General features: G+C 66.4%; 10 protein-coding genes. 3 read left to right on the top strand and 7 right to left on the bottom strand.

Going from position 1 to position 18,286, the window contains the following annotated elements; translation table 11 throughout:
* Positions 1–63: 63 nt before the first annotated feature.
* The 5 genes from Q8Q71_RS06735 to Q8Q71_RS06715 all read right to left on the bottom strand — a co-directional run bounded on the left by Q8Q71_RS06735 (position 64) and on the right by Q8Q71_RS06715 (position 9,314).
* Positions 64–1,569, bottom strand: a complete 1,506-nt coding sequence (locus Q8Q71_RS06735; RefSeq protein WP_305758859.1) for a tryptophan halogenase family protein — start codon at positions 1,567–1,569, stop codon at positions 64–66.
* A 13-nt stretch (positions 1,570–1,582) separates the two neighbouring features.
* Positions 1,583–3,532, bottom strand: coding sequence for a glycoside hydrolase family 3 protein (locus tag Q8Q71_RS06730; protein WP_305758858.1), 1,950 nt, complete (start codon positions 3,530–3,532; stop codon positions 1,583–1,585).
* A gap of 105 nt (positions 3,533–3,637) precedes the next feature.
* Positions 3,638–6,496 carry a TonB-dependent receptor gene (locus tag Q8Q71_RS06725; RefSeq protein WP_305758857.1) on the bottom strand — a complete coding sequence of 953 codons (2,859 nt, stop codon included), beginning with the start codon at positions 6,494–6,496 and terminating at the stop codon, positions 3,638–3,640.
* Positions 6,497–6,676: 180 nt separating this feature from the next.
* Positions 6,677–8,143, bottom strand: coding sequence for a glycoside hydrolase family 30 beta sandwich domain-containing protein (locus Q8Q71_RS06720; RefSeq protein WP_305758856.1), 1,467 nt, complete (start codon positions 8,141–8,143; stop codon positions 6,677–6,679).
* A gap of 106 nt (positions 8,144–8,249) precedes the next feature.
* On the bottom strand, positions 8,250–9,314 hold the full coding sequence (locus Q8Q71_RS06715) for a LacI family DNA-binding transcriptional regulator (RefSeq protein WP_305758855.1): 1,065 nt from the start codon (positions 9,312–9,314) through the stop codon (positions 8,250–8,252).
* Positions 9,315–9,406: 92 nt separating this feature from the next.
* Between Q8Q71_RS06715 and Q8Q71_RS06710 the strand changes: the two genes are divergently transcribed.
* Positions 9,407–10,633, top strand: coding sequence for an MFS transporter (locus Q8Q71_RS06710; RefSeq protein ID WP_305758854.1), 1,227 nt, complete (start codon positions 9,407–9,409; stop codon positions 10,631–10,633).
* A gap of 138 nt (positions 10,634–10,771) precedes the next feature.
* Here Q8Q71_RS06710 and Q8Q71_RS06705 read toward each other — a convergent pair whose 3' ends face one another.
* Positions 10,772–14,116 (bottom strand): TonB-dependent receptor, encoded by a 3,345-nt coding sequence (locus Q8Q71_RS06705; RefSeq protein ID WP_305758853.1) that lies wholly within the window; start codon positions 14,114–14,116, stop codon positions 10,772–10,774.
* Between the two features lie 313 nt (positions 14,117–14,429).
* Positions 14,430–16,052: a family 43 glycosylhydrolase gene (locus Q8Q71_RS06700; RefSeq protein ID WP_305758852.1), complete on the bottom strand. Its 1,623-nt coding sequence runs from the start codon at positions 16,050–16,052 to the stop codon at positions 14,430–14,432.
* Positions 16,053–16,370: 318 nt separating this feature from the next.
* Between Q8Q71_RS06700 and Q8Q71_RS06695 the strand changes: the two genes are divergently transcribed.
* Positions 16,371–17,507, top strand: a complete 1,137-nt coding sequence (locus Q8Q71_RS06695; RefSeq protein WP_305758851.1) for a fumarylacetoacetate hydrolase family protein — start codon at positions 16,371–16,373, stop codon at positions 17,505–17,507.
* Positions 17,504–18,262, top strand: a complete 759-nt coding sequence (locus Q8Q71_RS06690) for an SDR family NAD(P)-dependent oxidoreductase (protein WP_305758850.1) — start codon at positions 17,504–17,506, stop codon at positions 18,260–18,262. The genes Q8Q71_RS06695 and Q8Q71_RS06690 overlap by 4 nt, the downstream gene beginning before the upstream one ends.
* The last annotated feature ends 24 nt before the right edge of the window (positions 18,263–18,286 follow it).

Here is an 18,286-nt window from a genome sequence, read left to right as displayed (position 1 = left end):
CCTTGTTTTAGCTAACTTTTTCAGCCCTTCGGGGGAGCGCCCCTCAGAGCTCTTGCGGCGAGCTCAGGCGGGTTTGGCGGGACACACCCTGGCGACATAGTCGGCGTGGGTCGGCATCACCGCCACGCATTTGCGGATGACGCCTTCGACATCGTCCAGGAACTCCGCGACCTGGGCGTCGCTCTTGATGTCGACCAGCGGATCGTAGCCGCGTGGCGTGACTCCCTGCCCGAGGAAGACCTGGATCCAGCTCTCCTCCGCGAACAATTCCTCGTCCTCGCGGAAGATGCGGCCGTTGGCGGCGAACAGGTCGATCTTGCGCTGAAGGGTGTCCGGAACCTCCATGTCGCGGCAGTAGCGCCAGAACGGCGTGTCGTCGCGCTCCGTCGCCTTGTAGTGCAGGATGATGAAATCGCGGATGCGCTCGTATTCGAAGTCGGTCTGCCGATTGAACTCGGCGATGGTGGCCGGGTCGAAGCCGGCGTCCGGCAGAAGGCGCACCATGCGGATGATGGCCGACTGGATCAGGTGGATGCTGGTCGACTCGAGCGGCTCGAGGAAGCCGCTGGCGAGGCCGATCGCGACGCAGTTCCGGTTCCACGTCTGTTTGCGCTTGCCCGCGACGAAGCGGAGCCGGTTGGGCTCGGCCAGTTGCTCCCCGTCGAGACTGGCCAACAGGATGGCTTCGGCCTCGGCGTCGTCCATGTACTGACTGGAGTAGACGTGTCCGTTGCCGGTGCGGTGCTGGAGCGGGATGCGCCACTGCCAGCCGGCGGGGCGGGCCGTGGACCGGGTATATGGCGTGAACGGCTCCGCCCGGGCGCAGGGCACGGCCATGGCGCGGTCGCAGGGCAGCCACTGGTTCCAGGCTTCGTAACCGGTCTTCATCGCCTGTTCGATGATCAGCGCCCGGAAGCCCGAGCAGTCGACGAAGAGGTCGGCGGCGATGACCTCCCCGTCCCCCATGGTCACCGACTGAACGAAGCCATCTTCGCCGCGAAGAGTGACGTTGGCGACCTTGCCCTCCCGCCGCTTCACGCCCCTGGCCTCGGCCAGACCGCGCAGGTGGCGAGCGTACAGGCTGGCGTCGAAATGGAAGGCGTGGGCGATCTGGCCGATGGGCGACTCCGCCATCTTCGGATCGGCGCGCATGAATTTGTTCTCAAGCGCGGCGGCCGTGTTGATCGAATAGTCGGCGAAGTCCGAGGCCCGGCCAAGGCTGTTCAACTTCAGCCAGTACTGGTGGCAGCGCAGCCATTCGAGATCACGACCGATCACGCCGAAGCCGTGAATGTAGCTCGATCCCAGGCGCAGCCAGTCGACGAACTGGATGCCGAGCTTGAAGGAACCTTGGGTCGCTTGCATGAACTCGTTCTCGTTCAGGCCCAGCAACTCATTGTATTTCTTGATGGCAGGGATGGTCGCTTCGCCGACGCCGATGATCCCGATCTCTTCGGACTCGACGAGCGTGATCTCGTAGAGGTCCTTGAACAGCTTCGACAGCAGGGCGGCGGTCATCCACCCGGCCGTTCCGCCGCCGACGATCAGAATCTTCTTGAGCTGTCGCATGCCGTGTCCGTCGCTAGGGTGCGATGGTTTCGCAGGTCGCGGGCGTGGCGGGCAAGGGCAGAGGCCCCAGCCGCGCCGGCCGGGCGTAGCTCAGGCCGTAGCCGCGCGCGAACTGGACGACGTCGTCCGGATCCTCGCCGGTGCTGCACGCCGAGCCCGGCCAGGCGAAGGACAGCCGGCCCGTGAAGTCATGCTGACCGCCAAGGAGGACATCGGCCAGGCCGCCGCCCTCGGTGCCGGGCAGGAAGGCGGCGACGAAGGCGTCCGACAGGTTGATCAGGTCGTTGGCGTAGGCGGGTCGGCCCGAATAGAGCACGGTGACGACCGGCGCCCCTTTGCCGGACACCGCCCGCAGGGCGGCGAGGTCGGCGGGGTGCTGCAGGCTGTGCTGGACCGGGACCGGAAAGCGGACGTCGCCATTGTATTCGGCGTACGGAGTCTCGCCGAGCACGGCGACGACCGCGTCGAAACGCGAAACGTCCACGCCCGAGCCGTCCGCCGAATAGACCACATTGTCCGCTCCCAGCGCCTCGCGCAGCGCGGTCAGCAGGGTCTGGCCCGTGGCGAAGTCGGCGTTGACGTTCTCGGTGCCCTGCCAGGTCAGCGACCAGCCGCCTGTCTGGTTCGACAGACTGTCGGCGCTGGCGCCGACGACGAGGACCCGACGACCACGCTGCAGCGGCAGGACCGCGTCATCGTTCTTGAGCAGGACCACCGACTTGCGCACGGCCTCGCGGGCAAGGGCGCGGGCGTCCAGGCCATCGGCGCGCCCCGTCAGGACGCTGGCGTCAGCCGGGCGGTCGAACAGGCCGGAGCGCATCTTGACGCGCAGAATGCGGGTCACGGCGTCGTCGATCCGCGACTCGGCGATGCGGCCGGCGCGAACGTCCTCCACGGTATTGGTGATGAAGGCGCGCCAGTCCTCGGGGACCATGAACATGTCGATGCCGGCGTTGACCGCCTGGGAGCAGCGGTCCCTGGCGCAGCCCGGCACCTGTTCGATGCCGTTCCAGTCGGACACCACCAGGCCGTCGAAGCCGAGCTCGCCCTTGAGCACGCCGGCGATCAGGTCGCGGTTGCCGTGCATCTTGCCGTGGTCCTGGTCGGCCGCCGTGTCGTACCAGCCGCTGTACGAAATCATTACCGTCTGCACGCCGGCGTCCAGCGCGCCGAGATAGCCGGCGCCGTGGCGGCCCAGCAAGTCTTCGCGGGTCATGCGGGCCTGGCCCTGGTCGACGCCGTTGAAGGTGCCGCCGTCGCCCAGATAGTGTTTCGCCGTCGCCAGCACGTCGGCGTCGCCGGTCAGGTCGCCCTGCAGTCCCCGGACCATGGCTTCGCCATAGCGGCGGACGAGGGCCGGATCGCTGGACCAGCTCTCATAGGTCCGGCCCCAGCGCCGGTTGTCGCCGACAGCCAGGGTCGGGGCGAAGGCCCAGGTGATGCCGGTGGCGCGGACCTGCCGCGCCGTGGCCCGCCCGATGCGCTCGATCAGCGCCGGATCGTTGGCGGCGCCAAGGCCGATGTTGTGCGGAAAAATGGTCGCGCCCGAGACATTGTTGTGCCCGTGTACGGCGTCGGTGCCCCACAATAGCGGGATCGGCGTCGGCAGGTCGGTGGCCAGGGCGGCGTCGGCGAAGCGGTCGGCCAGGGCGGCCCAGTCGGCGACGGAGGCGCGCTTGTTCATGTCCGGCCAGGCGCCGCCGCCGTTCAGCACCGAGCCGATGTAGTATTGGCTCACCTGTTCCGGCGTGATGTAGCGGACGTCCGGCTGGGTCATCTGCCCGACCTTCTGCTCCAGCGTCATGCCAGCCACGATGGCGGCGATGCGCCGCTCCATGGCCGCGTCCGGCGCGGCGGCCGCCGGGGCCGCGACCTCGAGCGGCGGCCGGGGGAAAGTCTGTATGGGCGCGCAGCCCGCCAGCAGCAGGAGTGAAAGCGAGACCTTCAGGGCGGGGCGCTTCATACGTCTACTCGACTACTCACATTAAAGGGCCGCCGTGGACGGGGTGCGGATGCGCTCCCGATCCACGGCGAGTTCCGGTTCCGGCGCCGGGAAGGGTGGCGCCAGTCAGAACCGGTAGTTGATGCCGAACAGATACTGACGGCCGTATTCCTCGTAGGTTTCCGGCAGCGTGGTTCCGTCCGCGGTGGTGGTGCCGCCGCTGTCGAGGCCGAGGCGGGTGCGATAGGGCGAGTTGGTCAGGTTGTTGACCTGGAACAGCAGCCCCAGACCTTCCAGCCGGCCCTCCTCGAACGTGTAGCCGATCTGCGCGTCGACCTGCTCGTCGTCGAGGATTTCAGTGTAGCCGCGGGTCGCGAACAGCTGCACCACCTCGCCCTTGAAGGCCTCGCGGAAACGCTTGCTGATCCGCGCCTGGAAGCCGCCACGCTCGTAATAGGCGGTCATGTTGTAGACCATGCCCGACAGGCCGGGGATGCGAACTTCCTGGCCGGTGGGGCTGGGGTTCAGGTCGGATTCGGTGAAGGAGACGCTGCCCAGCACGCCGAAACCTTCGAGCGGCTCCCACACGGTGCCGAGGTTCAGGGCGCCGCTGACCTCCACGCCCTGAATCGTCCCCCCGTTGCCGTTCGCCGGAAGCGTGATCTGACCGATCGGGCTGATGGTGACTCCGGCGGGAATGGCGGACGCCGTGCTGGGCAGGGGAATGCCCGAGAAGTCGAAGGTTCCGGTCTGCTGATAGATGTAGCTGTCCAGATCCTTGTAGAAGGCCGCGACCGACACATAGGTCGTCGGGTTCACGTACCACTCATAGGCGACGTCGAACGCCGTGGCGCGCCAGGGCTCAAGGTGCGGATTGCCGCCCGAGGCCGACCAGGGGTTCACGGTGGTACCTGGCAGGCAGGGCTGACCCGTGCAGACCAAGGCGTTGAAGCCCGGGGTCACATTGGCGCGCATCTCGTCCATGCGCGGCCGGGCCATGGTCTTGGACGCCGCGAACCGGATCCGCTGGCCGTCGCCGAAGTCGTAGATGAGATTCAGGCTCGGAAGGACATCGGTGTAGTCCTCGCTCTCGGTCACCGAGATCGGGGTGATCGGCTGACCCGGCTCGAGGCCGTTGATCACCACCCCCGTCGACTCCTGGGACTGCTGGACCACCTGGACGCCGATGTTGCCGCGGATGGGACCGCGTTCGAACTCGGCCCGGGCGAAGAAGGTGATCACCTCCTCCTGGATGTCCCAGTTCTTGTCGAAATAGTTGGCGTCCAGGATCGGCGCCCGGTCGTAGTAGACGTCCAGGGCTCGGCTCAGATCGACGCTGAGCACATCGCCGAAGCCCGCGTAGCCGAGCGAGGTCGGCGCGGCCAGGTATTGCGGATCGACATAGACCTGCTGGCGACCGTTCTTGAGAAACAGGTCGAAATCGTCGACGCGCTTGGACTTCTCGCGGTTGGCCAGGTTCACCCCGGCGCTGAGGTTGGTGAAGAAGCCGTCCAGATCGCGCTCCGCCATCAGATCGACGGCGTAGATGCTCTCCTCGACGTCGGGGAAGCGGATGGCGCCGTCGTGACCCCAGCCGCCCCAGGGGGCGCGGTCGCCGAGAGATACCTGGGAGGCGTCTGCGTAGTTCAGCCCCTCCGAATAGGTGGGATAGCCGTCGTCGTTGACCTCGAACTGGATGGTGTCGAGGGTGCGGCCGACGTTGGGGGTCGCGGGCGTGACGCCGCCGACGCCGCGTCCGTAGCCGGCGTAGGTCTCGAGGATCTGTTCGCGCCGGCGATTGTTGGAATAGGACAGGTCGGCGTGCACCCGGGTGCGGTCGTCGATCTGGAACTCGTTGTTCAGCCCGACCGAGAAAAGCTCGTCCTCCCGGGTGTTGAAGTCGTTGCGGATGATGGGAACGCCGCCGTTCAGCGTGCCGCTGGTGGCGAAGAGCGTGCCGCCGCGCGTCTCGGTCTGGACATCGGTGAAGGTGGCGTTGTCGGCCCAGCCATTGGAGAACCACTGGGCGCCGCGCGTTGTCTCTTCCTGGTCGAATTTCGAATAGTAGAGATCGAGAGTCGAATGGAAGGCTTCGTTGGGCCGCCACTCGACGATGCCGATGAAGGCGTCACGCTGGTTGAGGCGCGAAGTCGCGAAAAGCTCCTGGCCGTTCAGGATCAGCGCGTTGTCCGCACTGTCCGGCGTCACGGCGAAGCCGAACGCCTCGTAGCCGTAGGCCTTGTAGTGCTGGTTCTGGGACGGCGAATCCAGATGGGCGTAGCCCAGGGCGATGCCCAGGGTGTTGTCGGCGAACTGGTTAATATAGCTGATGGAAACGCGGCCGCCGTAGTTGCGGACGTCGTCGTTGAGGCTGTCGCCTTCCACGACTTCGCCGCGAACGTTCAGCGCCAGGGCCCGGCGGCCGAATTCGAGCGGCCGGACAGTGCGCAGGTCGGCGGTGCCGGAAAGACCCATGCCCGAAACCTCGGCGTCCGGGGTCTTGTAGATCACCACGCTGGACAGCAGCTCGGACGGATACTGGTCGAATTCGACGGCCCGGTTGTCCCCCGAGCTGGCCTGCTGGCGGCCGTTGAGCAGGGTGGTGGTGAAGTCGGGGGCCAGACCCCGGATCGAGATCACCTGGGCGCGACCGTTGACCCGCTGGGCGGCCAGGCCGGGAAGGCGCGCGATGGACTCAGCGATGGAGACGTCGGGCAGCTTGCCGATGTCCTCGGCCGAAACCGCCTCGACGATGGAGGTCTCGTTCCGCTTGACGCTGATGGAGTCGGCCAGGCCTCGACGCAGGCCGGTGACGATGACTTCGTCGATCTCGACCGCCTCGTCCTGCGCCGGCGCCGGCGCGGGGTCCTGGGCCAGGGCGACGGCCGGCGCCGCCATGGCGAGCGCAAGGGCCGAGACCGTCAGGCAGAGCTTTGATGACGAGACGGATCCGAACTTGCGGACACCTGCGAACTCGTTGCGCATTGTTAACCCCCTTTGCGATTCCCCGGCATGAGACCCGTGAGCCCCACGTCCATTTTTGTTTCGCGATTCCGACCGCGCTCGACGGCGAGTTGGAAGCGCTTCCAATGGCTAGCCGAATTCCGGGAGCTGCGCAATCTGAAATCGCGGGCCCGTCCGAACGGAGGGCGAGAATGACGGTGATCAGTCGGCCTCGGGGCCGTCGGGAGCCCGCCAGACGTAGGTTGCGGCGGTCTTCGCCGGCAGATCGGCGGCCGCCTGCCACCTCCCCTCCCGGAGGATGAACGAGACCGGAACCTCGCCTTCGTTGAGAAGGATCAGGATCCGCTCGCCGTCCGGGTTGACGAAGGCGACGGCGTGAAGGCCTTCGGGCCCGGCCGATGCGATCCGCCGCGCGCCCGGCCGCACGAAACGGCTTGCGTGGCCGAAGGCATAGTATTCCTGGTTCCGTTCCACGGTTCCGGTGCGGCTGTCGACGGTCACCACTCCGCGGCAGTCGCCGCAGCCTCCGGCGTGGGGACCGTGCGACTCGTCGAGCGCGAGATTCCACATCAGGACGCCGCGCGCCCAGTGCCCGGTCGATCCGATGATGAGGCTCCTCATCGTCCAGGAAAAGCTGTCGGAGAAGTCGGCCGCCCAGTCCCCGCCCGAACATTCGGTGAAAAAGACATCCTTGTCAGGATAGGCTTCCCGCACCGGCGTCTGGGCCGCCACGTCCCCGGCGTAGCAGTGCCAGGCGACACCGCTGACGAAGGTGCTGGCCCGGGGGTCGGCGAGTACGCCGAGGGGCTGCTCCGGCTTGTCCCAATTGTGGTCCCAATCGAGAATTCGCGTCCGGATCCCGGCGCTCCGGAACATCGGTCCAAGGTGGCCGCCGATGAAGGCCGCGCGTCCCTCCGGACCCCACCGCATGCCGGGATAGCTGTCCGGCTCGAAGTCGGGCTCGTTCTGGATGCTGAGATAGTCGGTCGGCACGCCGTGGGCCGCCGCGGCCTCGACATAGCGCCGCAGGTAGTCGGCGTAGGTCGGATAGAATTCCGGCTTCAACTCGCCCTGGATCATGGATCCGGTGGTCTTCATCCAGCCCGGCGCGCTCCACGGCGAGGCCATCACCTTGAGATCGGGATTAACGGCAAGGGCCTGCCGCACCGTCGGAAAGACATGGGCCTCCATCCGTGCGGTCGAGAAATTCGCCAGCGCCGGGTCGGGCGTGTCCGCCAGGCTGTAGTGGTCCAGAGAGAAATCCGAGGCGCCGATGGTCACCCGCGTGAAGCTGAAGCCCAGGCCGCCGTCGTCACGACCGAACAGCTCCCGCATCAGGGCGTCGCGTTGGTCCGGCCGCATCTTCGTCTGGATCAGCCATGCCGAGGCGTCGGTGATCGCGGCGCCGAAGCCGACCATCTCCTGGAACCGCCGCGACGCGTCAATGACGACGACTGAGGGGCTCGGGGTCGCATCGGCGGCATGGAACGTGAGCGGCGTCTGCTCGGCCAGCAACCGGCTCCGGTCGCCCGAAGTCATCCAGACGCGCGCCGCCGGTTCGGGGGGAGCCACGGAGGGCGAAGCGCAGGCCGCCGCGCCCAGGACCGCCGCCGTGACGATCGCCAGCATCCGCAAGGCCGTCGCCGAAATCCCGTGCCGCTTCATCATCGGATTCTCCCTGAACCTTCCCGAGGCGGGCCGCTGCCGCTCCGGGCGGACGTGCTCCGCCGCGATTGGGAGCGCTTCCAATAAGCGCTCGGGACGGGGCCCTGTGTCAAGCGATGGCGGTAGCCAGTTGCGGCAGCACTTGACCGGCCGAAGCCCTCGGGACGACCGTGTGCGGCAGGGTGCGGAAGCGCCAGTCGCCGCGCATTGTCCCGGTCAGCCGTCCGGCGAGGACCAGAACCGCCTCACGCCCCATCGCCTTCAACGGCTGGTGGACGGTGGTCAGGGGCGGCCAGACGATCTCCGAAACGGGCGTGTCGTCGAAGCCGGTGATGGACAACTGGCCCGGTACGTCCAGCCCGCGGCTGTGGGCGGCCGACAGCGCCCCGGCGGCCATGTCGTCATTGGCGCAGATCAGGGCGGTCGGGGGGTTCGGCTGATCCAGGAGTCGCGCGGTCAGAACGCTACCGGAGCGGAAGGTGAAGTCGCCGCGCAGCAGGTCCACCACCTCCGCATCCGGCCCCGCCTCCCGGAGGGCCCGCCTCAGCCCGTCGAATCGCTGTTCGGCCGACAGATGGCCCGCGATGCCGCTCATGAAGGCCAGGCGCCGATGCCCCAGGTCGAGCAGATGACGCGTGACGTCGTAGCCGCCAGCCTCGTCATCGATGCCCACGCCGTCGGCGACCGCTCGACCGGGCCCGCCCGGCGAAATGGTCACCACCTTGCAGCCGCTGCGCCGGATTTCCTCGATCAGAACCACGTCGTCGGCGAAGGGCGGCGTCAGGATCAGGCCCTCGCACCTCTGGGATGTCATCAGCTCAAGAACCTGCTGGCGACGGTCGGGGCTCTGCTGCGGCACGTGCCGGGTCAGGAGCTGATAGCCCAGGGCCAGACACTCCCGCAGCGCGCCGAGCTCGAGCGCCGAGGCGTAGAAGGAGTTCGGCTCCGCCTCCAGATCGGAGGCCAGGATCAGGGCCAGCATGCGGCTGCCCCCGCCGGCCAGAGATCGCGCCTGCGGATTGGCCTGGTAGTTCAGCGCCTCCATCGCCTTGAGCACGCGCTCGCGCACTTCGTCGCGGACGTTCGGCCCGCCGTTGAGCACGCGCGACACGGTCGTACGGCCGACGCCGGACTGGCGCGCCACATCGTCGATCGTCGGTCTCCTGGCGGTCAACGGTCACTCCACAAGCCCCGGCGCGCGGTCATCGCCCCGCCCGACCCATACAATAGGTCGACGCGACGCGCACCGCGACCTCATATGTCGTCATGATCGCTCCCGCTGCCGAGTCGGACCCGTCTCATCGATCCCGATGGTTCATCCTCGGCTATGGCGCGGCCCAGGCCGGGGCCTTTGTCTGCTTCATTCCGCTGCTGACCCTGTTGCTGCCGGGCAAGGCCCAGCTGATGGGCGGGGCCGAGAAGGCCCTGTTGCTCAGCCAGATGGCCATGCTGGGCGGGCTGACCGCGGCCTTCGCCAACGTCCTGTTCGGGACCCTGAGCGACCGCACCCGGACCCCCCTGGGCCGCAGGCGTCCGTGGATTCTCGGGGGCCTGGTCCTCGTCGCCCTTTCGCTGGGCCTGATCGGCCGGGCTGACAGTCCCTTGCAGCTCGCGTTCGGCGTGGTGGCCTTCCAGCTGGCGGTCAACGCCCTCTTCGCGCCGCTGGCGGCCCTCGTTCCCGACATGGTCGGGGACGCCCAGAAGGGGCTGATTTCCGCCTGGGCGGGCGCCGCCCTGCCGGTCGCCAACCTGTTCACGGCGGTGGTGGTCACGAGGCTGGCGGGATCGACCCCGCTCCAGTTCGCCGTCGTCGTCGTCGTGGCTGCGGCCCTGATCCTGCCCTTCGCCCTGACCCTGCGCGAACCGTCGTCGTCCCGCCCCGTTCCGACCCCTCTGGGGCAGTCCTTCGCCGCGCTCAGGGACCGGCGGTTCTTCTGGACGTTTGTCTCCCGCCTGTTGGTTGAGAGCGCCGTGGCGATCAACACCCTCTACCTGCTCTTCCTGTTGCAGGACGTGCCGGAGGCGACGCCGCCCGGATGGTCGCCCCTCCAGCTGTTCGGTGCGCTGCTGATCGCCTCCACGCTCGCGGCGACGATCAGCGGTTTCGTCGGTGGCGTAAGCTCGGACCGGGTGCGACGACGACGGCCCTTCGTCATCGCCGGGGGCGTGGGGATGGCCGCCGGCCTGGCGCTGATGATCGGCTGGCCGCAATGGCCCGGCCCCCTGGCGGCCCAGGTGCTGTTCGGCGCCGCCCATGGGCTGCACGCCACGACGGTCGCCGCCATGACGGCGGAGATCCTGCCCGATCGGGCGAGAGCGGGACGCGATCTGGGGGTGATGAATATGGCCATCGCCCTGCCCCAGAGTCTGGCGCCGGCGGTCGCCGCCGCACTCCTCGGCCTCGGTCTACCCCTGTCTTCCGTCTTCCTGGCGGCCTGCGTCGCGGCCCTGATGGCCTCCGCGATCCTGGCGCCGCTTCGTCGCCTCGCCTGACTGCGGCAGGTCATCGACGGACCGACCTGAAATCGCCGGACGACCCTCCGCGTAAAAAGGAGCGCCGCCCGACGCCAGGCGGCGCTCCAAGTATGGACAGGAACCCTTGGGAGGACTGTCCAACCTGAGTGTCCGCGATCAGAACGAGAAGCGGGCGCCCACGAAATACTGACGTCCGGTCTTGGCGTAGCTGGAGACGACGGGATCGTCCTGGTAGCCCCAGCGGCTGTCGGCCTGGTCCGTCAGGTTCAGCGCCTCCGCCGTGATCGTGACGTTGTCCGTCATCTTGTAGGTGAACGAGGCATCCACGTGCAGGGTGTCGTCGCTGCCGACGAAGTCATTGATCAGCGGCGAATCGCATTGTCCCGGATCGCAGCTGCCGGCGGCCAGCGGATAGGTCGTCTGGTAGGCGGCGCGGTAGGCGGCGGAGACCCGGGCGCTCCACCGCGGGACTTCGTAGAAGACAGTGGCGTTAAAGGCTTCCGGCGAGGCGCCGAGGAAGGGCGCCGTACCGGTCAGGTTCCGGGCCGGATCGAGGATGTATTCGAGTTCGGAGTCGATGTGGGTGTAGTTCGCCTGCACGCCGAAATTCGCCCAGAAGCCCGGCAGGAAGGTGAAGTTCTGCTGATAGATCACCTCATAACCGGTCAGGGAACCGCCGGGCGCGTCGTTGAACTGGCGCACCGAGAACGGCAGATCGGCGTCGATATAGGCGCGCCGGCTGTCCGATGCGACGTCGGTGAGGCCGTCGAAGGCCGCACGCAGGTTGGCGATCGCCTCCGGATCGAAGAGTTCGCTCAGGGTGGCTTCGCGAAGGACGACCTGCGGGAAGCTTTCGATCTCCTTGTGGAAGACCGAAACCGAAAACAGCGCGTCTTCGGCGAAATACCATTCGATGTTGAAGTCGAGGTTGTTCGCCCGAAACGGCTTCAACCTCGTATTGCCGAGCGTAATTCGTGCGTTCGAACCATCGAAGTCGGCCGGCGCGCCGGCGATGCCAACGGGAACAGTGAAGTTGGTGACCCCGGGGTGAAGGGCCAGCAACTGGGGCCGGGCCATGACCTGGGCCGCGGCGAACCGGACCAGCAGGGAGTCCGAAATCTCGTAGATCAGGTTCACCGACGGCAGGGTGTCGGTGTAGTCGTTGCTGTTCTCGATCCCGCGTCCGCTTGGCGAACGGCCCCGCGCCTCCACGCTGGTTTCGGCGATGCGGACGCCGTAGTTCCCGCGCAGATCGCGGCCGAAAATCGGGATCCGGAAGTCGACCTGGGCATAGTAGGACGTGTCCGTCTCATCGACCCAGAAGGTATTGGCGCCGCCGTTGCGAAGATCCGACAGCCGCCAGTCGCCCCACTCGTTGATGCAATCGCAGTCGAACCCGAACCGGTCCTGGAACGCCGCGAGGTTGGGCGCGAAGAATTCGGTCGGCATGCCGTCGGGCACATCGAGGCCTTGGCCCCATGACACGATCTGGCCCATCTGACCCACGGTCGTCGCCGGCGCGAGGCCGGTCGCGACGCCTTCCAGCAGGCTGGGATTATAGGTGTCGGCTATCAGGCGCTCAAAGCGTGTGTAGTAGAAGTCGAACTTCCGTTGGCCGACGCCGAACCGGAGGGTGACGTCATCATGGACGTCCCAGGCGAAGTCGATCTTGGCGGTGCTGTAGCCATTCTCCGTCACCGTCCGGTAATGACGCAGCGCCGAATAGCCCTTGACGAAGTCCCAGTTGTCGGGATCGACCGTGTCGAAGCCGAAATCCATCAGCGGGATGTCGCCCACGCGGGCGTCGAAGACGAAATAGTCGTCCCCCGGGACGCCCTGACCGGAATCCAGTCGGATGAAGTCCGCCAGCAGTCCCTCGTTTTCATTGGTCGATTCCGAAACCCCGAACAGGGCGACCATGCGGAAGGCGTCGTTGAAGTCGTGCTCGATATTGATCGAGTTCTGGCTGAACTTGGTCGTATAGGCGCCTTGGTCGACGGCGGAACGCATGTCGACGTTGCCCAGAACGAGATAATCGGCGTTCGCCCCTGTCTCGCTGAGCCCCGCGTCGATCAACCGAACGGACGGGCGCCCAATGAAGGGCCCCCGCATGGCCAGAAAGTTCGGATGCGGAACGTAACCTACTGATGTGGGTTGATTATAGTAGTCGTACACTTCCAGGTTGTTGGGATTGAAGCTGCCCGTGTTCGCCAGGAGGTTGTTGTTCGTGGCGCCCGGCGCGGTCGTGTAGATCGGCGTGCTCCCGTACAAGCTCTGGCCGCAGTCGATCTCGTCGCGGAAATCCGTTGCCGCCTGGAACGTACAGCTTGGGTAGGAACCGCGGCGGTTACGGTAGCTGTTGTTGCCGGCCGATGTCGTCGGGAAGGTGTTGTAGCTGAACGACGTGATGTTGCGGTTGCCGTTGGTGTTGTTCCGGTTCAGGCCGACAGGCCCGAGTTGATAGTTCGTCGAGGTCGACGACATTTCGGAATAGAGGTTGTCCACGCTGACCAGGGTCGACGACGCCGGCCGCCACTGGAACGACAGGGTCGCGCCGGTGCGATCCTGCTCGATCTCCCTATGCTGAAGCGAGGCGAGAGACGGGATATGGACCAGCGAGCCGCGATAGTTGTTCGGCCCGTAAAGCAGCTCGTAAGCGGCGGGATTTGAGCCGATCAGATAGCCCAGAGCTTCGGGATTGGTGACGCGCGGAAGAACCAGGGCCGGATTGACATTGGTCGGCAGGGCGAAACCCTGGGGGTCCGTTGATGCGCCGCCCGACACATTGTTGAAGGTCGAGCCGCGGTAGGTGTATTCATGGCCGCCGACAGGCCGTGAGAAGCTGTCGCTGGACTGATTGCGCTCGTTGTAAGCGATCGATCCGAGCACGCCGAATTCGCCGAGCGGGGTGTCCCAGCGATCCGAGACCAGCAGGGCGAAGCGAGGATTGTGGGTTCCCCCGTTCTCGTAATAGGCGTCCTGCGCCGAGAAGGCGAAGCGCCGGCTGCTGAAGTCGAAGGGGCGGCCCGAGATCAGGTCGACCGTGGCGCCGAGGCTGCCTTCGTCGGTCTGGGCATCGGCTGACTTCTGCACCTTGAGCGAGTTAAAGAGCTCCGAGGCGAAGGTGTTGAAGGCGAAGCCGCGGTCGCGGCGCAGGGCGCCGTCGGCATTGCTGGCCCCCGACGTCGACAAGGTCTCCAGACCGTTCAGCCGAACCCGGGTGAAGTCGCCACCCAGGCCCCGCACGGAGATGGCGTTGCCCTCGCCATTTTCCCGGTCGATCGAAACGCCGGGCAACCGCTGAAGGGACTCCGCCAAGTTTGCGTCCGGGAAGTCGGCGATGTCTTCCGCGTTGATGACGTCGACGATGGTGTTCGAGCGCCGCTTCTCGTTAAGGGCGCTCGCCAGCGAGCCCCGGATGCCGGTGACGATGACGTCGTCGAGCGACGAAGTCTCTGGCGCCGGGGCTTCCTGAGCGAACGCCGGGGACGCCGCGAGCATCGCGGCGAGGCAAAGAGCCCCTCCGGACGCGGCCAAACGCAACTGTGTCTTGAGATGGTTCTGCACCTTGATTCCCTCCGCGTTTCCCGACGACCTCCAGCCTCTAACGGGCTGATAAACCGGCTCGCCCGACCCCGAACGGGCCCTGCTCAAAAAGTAGTATGATACGATTTGGGGCACGACAAGGAGTTTTTGCTACCGGTGTCATTTTGGAGTCCCAACGGCTGCTGGCGCCCCGGGAATTCCTCAAACGAGGTTCCCCGGCCTGCTGGCGACACCTTCGGTCGACGACATCGACCGGTCGACGAACGCCCTAGAGCGCCCGGAACCTGAAGTTCCTGAACCGCGCCTCGCCCTCGCCGGCTGCATAGATGCCGGGGCGCAACATCATGAATCCGCCGCGCACATTGTGGTGGTAGCCCGACACTTCCATCTGGCGGTCGAACCGCTTCCAGTTGATCCCGTCCGGGCTCGTGTCGAAGTAGACCACATTGTAGGCGTTGGTCAGGCGCATGAACATGCGCTGGCCGTTCGGGTTGGCGGGCCGGCCCCGCTCGATCCCGTATTGATGAGTGACGAAGCGATGCGCGTCGAAGCCCAGGCCCCCGTAAAGCGCCCGGTCATAGAACAGGATCACGCCGGCCGTGACACCGGGATCGATCTCGATCTCTACCTCGATCTCATAGGCCAGATCGCCCTGCACGAAGGTCAGGGGCGAACAGTTGCTGGGCGCCGTTCCCTTGGCGCGCATGTGCAGGGCGCCGTCGCGCCGGGTCAGGCGCGCCCCCTCGTCGGCCTGCGGATCGTACAAGCTCCACTGCAGCCCAAACTTGTCGGTCGAGAAGTCGTCCGACAGCGCCATCCCGTGCGGCAGGGCCTCGCCGCTTCCAGGCTTGGCGATGGGCCGGGCGAGGTCGCCGCCCTTCGCCCGGAACCAGCCGTCGTCGGTCCATTCGATCGGATCCAGCAGCGTCTGGCGGCCGAGGGTCCAGAAGGCGTTCTCATAGCCGTGATAGACCATCCACCAGCTTCCGTCCGGCCCCTCCACCAAGGTGGCGTGGCCCCGCGACCACCATTTCTCGGCGCCCGAGACGGTGCGGACGATCGGGTTGTGGGGGCAGTTCTCCCACGGCCCGTCGATGGATCGCGACCGGGCGGCGATCACCATATGTCCCGTCGGCGGACCGGCCGTGCCGCCCACGGCCGTGATCATGTAGAACCAGTCGCCATGACGGGTGATCTTCGGTCCTTCCGGGGCGAAGCCCTCGACGATCCAGTCGTCCGGATAGCGCCACGGATCGTAGACATGTTCGGGCGCGCCGTCGGTCGCCAGACCGTCGTCAGTCAGCTTCACCCGGTCGCCGCCGCTCAGGAACAGATAGCGTTTGCCGTCCTCGCCCACCGCGTGGCCGGGGTCGATGTGGGCCGGAAGCTTGAGGTCGACGGGATCGCTCCAGGGCCCCTCGATGCTGTCCGCCCAGATCACGTAGCTGGAGCGATAGTCCGGGAAGCGCGCCGGGATGTAGACGAAGTAGCGGTCGCCGTGCTTGCACAATTCCGGCGCCCAGACCGAGCCGATGTTCTTCGTCAGGGCGGCGGTGACGGGAGTCCAGTTCACCAGATCCCTCGAATGCCAGATGTGGATGCCCGGCACCGACTCGAAGGACGAGAAGGTCATGTAGTAGTCGTCGCCGTCCTTGAGGATCGACGGGTCCGGATGGTCCCCGGACATGATCGGGTTCAGGAACGTCCCGTCTCCGAGATCGGCCATGCGCTGGTTTTCGATGCCCCGCCGCCAGCGCATGTTCGACCATTCTCGCCCGAGCGCCGCGGCCTGTTCATTGCTTTGCGCGAAGGCGGCCCGGACCGGCAGGGCGGCCCCGGCGACGCCGCCGAGAAGGCCGGCAAGGGCCGAACGGCGATGGATCGAATTCATGAGAAGGCCCTTGGTGATTAAGGTTGCGAGTAGGCGGCCGACGAGGTCGCTAACATAGGAAGGGATCGATCGGCGGGATCGTCCTCTCCGGATTGTGGGCAGGGTCGACGGCCTGCCGGTTTCCGACAACAGAGGTGATATAATAATACTTTTCCGGCCGAATCCAGCTTTTGCTACCGGTGTCATGTCATGCCGGCGGCCATTGGTGGAATCCGGCCTGCCGAACCGGGGCCCGGCCTCAGACACGTTGACACCGGTAGTGGCGTCCGCGATGTTAGCGCTACCACGTCGCCAGTACGTGGACGGGGAGGCTGGTTCTTGAGACTGATTGACGACATGCCGGCGGACTGGCGCGCAGGAGTATTCCTCGGCCGCCTCCTGCTACCCGAAGGACCCACGCCCGTTCTGGTCAGAGGCGGCGAGGTCATCGACATCTCCCGATCGGCTCCCACAACCGCCCAGGCGATCGCCCAGGGCGATGCCGGATCCATGACGGGAGAGAGTCTCGGTCCTCTGGAAGCGCTGGAGCTGGAGACTTCCCCGGCCAGGTCGACGCCCAGACTGCTGTCGCCGCTGGATCTCCAGTGCATCAAGGCTTCGGGCGTGACGTTCGCCGTCTCCGCCGTCGAACGGGTGATCGAGGAACGGGCGCGCGGCGACGCCAGTGCGGCCCAGACCATACGGCGCGCCCTGGCTGACCGCGTCGGCGCGGATCTTTCGGCGGTGCGGCCGGGATCCGAAGGCGCCGAACAACTCAAGGCGGTTCTGATCGAGGAAGGTCTCTGGTCCCAGTACCTCGAGGTCGCGATCGGCAAGGACGCGGAAATTTTCACCAAGGCGCCAGTGTTGGCGTCGGTCGGCTGGGGCGAGGACGTCGGGGTCCGATCCGACAGCGCCTGGAACAATCCTGAGCCCGAAGTCGTCCTGATCTGCAACGCCCGCGGCCAGGCCGTCGGCGCCGCGCTGGGAAACGACGTCAACCTCCGCGATATCGAGGGCCGCTCGGCCCTGCTTCTGGGCAAGGCCAAGGATAATAACGCCTCAGCCGCCATAGGCCCCTGGATTCGCCTGTTCGACGCCGACTTCGGCATTGAGGACGTCCGCAACGCGGTAGTTTCGCTGAAGGTGACGGGCGAGGACGGTTTCGAGCTTTCGGGGCAGTCATCGATGCGCTTGATAAGTCGCGACCCGCTCGACCTCGCGGGCCAGACCCTGTCCCCGAATCATCAATACCCTGACGGCTTCGCCCTCTATCTCGGCACGATGTTCGCCCCGATCGACGATCGCGACATTCCCGGCCAGGGCTTCACCCATAAACAAGGAGATGAGGTTTGCGTATCCTCGCCCCGGCTCGGCGTCCTGCGCAACCGCGTGACCTCCTGCGAGAGCGCGCCGCCCTGGACGTTCGGGATCGCCAGCCTGATGACCAACCTCGCCAGCCGGGGGCTGCTGTGAGCGGCGCGATCTATCCATCGTTGAAGGGCCGGTTGGTGGTTGTCACCGGCGGCGGCTCGGGAATCGGCGCGGCCCTGACCGAGGGCTTTGCCCGCCAGGGCGCCCGGGTCATTTTCATGGATATCGCCGCGGAGGCCTCGATCGCGCTGGTCGACAGCCTGGGCGATTGCCAGCCGTGCCCTGTGTTTCGCGCCTGCGACCTGACGGATCTGGAGGCCCTGCGCGCCACGATGGACGCCGTGATCGCCGAGCACGGGCCGATCGACGTGCTGATCAACAACGCCGCCAACGACGATCGTCACACGCTCGCGGAAGTCACGCCGGCCTATTGGGACGACCGCATCGGCGTGAACCTGCGTCATCTGTATTTCGCCGCCCAGGCGGCCGCGGCGGGCATGCGCGAGAGGGGCTCCGGCGTCATCCTCAATCTCGGTTCGATCAGCTGGCATCTGGGCCTGCCCGACCTGTCCCTTTACGAAACCGCCAAGGCCGGCATCGAGGGCATGACGCGGGCCCTGGCGCGGGAGCTGGGCGTGGACGGGGTGCGAGTGGCCTGTATCGTGCCGGGAAATGTGAAAACCCCCCGGCAGATGAAATGGTACACGCCGGAAGGCGAGGCGGAGATCGTCGCCGCGCAGTGCCTCAAGGGCCGGATCGAGCCCGTGGACGTCGCCGCCCTGGCGATGTTCCTGGCCTCGGACGACGCCCGCTTCATCACGGGACATGAGTATTTCGTGGACGCCGGCTGGAGATAGCTGGACGATCCGCAAAATCGGGCC

It is taken from the genome of Brevundimonas sp., assembly GCF_030704825.1.
Classification (GTDB): Bacteria; Pseudomonadota; Alphaproteobacteria; order Caulobacterales; family Caulobacteraceae; genus Brevundimonas.
The sequence above is the reverse complement of the archived record's forward strand: the minus strand, read 5'-3'. Positions and strand labels throughout refer to the sequence as shown.